1 protein-coding gene is annotated in these 521 nt (G+C 46.1%); it reads right to left on the bottom strand.

From position 1 onward, the window contains the following. Positions 1-521: autotransporter outer membrane beta-barrel domain-containing protein (locus tag MCS_RS08515; protein WP_004857270.1), on the bottom strand; the 521-nt coding region annotated here is incomplete at both ends.

Genomic DNA, 521 nt, shown 5'->3' with positions numbered 1-521 from the left:
AAACCAGCAGTGAAAAGAGCATTGGGCATTACGATATAGCTTGCTGTTTGTGCTACAGGAGCGGGTATGAGACCAGGGCCTGTACCAGGGCCGGTGGTACCAGGGCCTGTACCAGGGCCTGTACCAGGGCCTGAGTCAAGAAATGCTTTGTGTAAGCGGAAATCCCAGAAATTTTCGTTCTTTTCACCAAAAAGGTTCTTTTCGCTATTGGCTTTCCCATGGCTTGATGTTGGTCCATAGGCCGTTAGCGTGTATTTATAAGGCTTTCCTCCTAATGTGGTATAGCCCTTATCTAATTTAAAAGAGTCTTCTTTGGCATTTCCAGAGACTTGAATAAGCGAAACGCCACTTGTATTGGAAACAGCAGCAGCATTTACGACACTGTCTCTCCCCCCCAAATCGCTTTGTATATAAACTGTTGTGGTACCCGCCACATCCCCATGGATAAGAAGCCGATCGGATTTCTGATGATTTATTATTTCCGTTTCATCACCCCATGCTATGTTGAAGCCAATCCTTGC

This window comes from Bartonella doshiae NCTC 12862 = ATCC 700133 (genome assembly GCF_000278155.1).
Lineage (GTDB): Bacteria > Pseudomonadota > Alphaproteobacteria > Rhizobiales > Rhizobiaceae > Bartonella > Bartonella doshiae.
The sequence above is the reverse complement of the archived record's forward strand: the minus strand, read 5'-3'. Positions and strand labels throughout refer to the sequence as shown.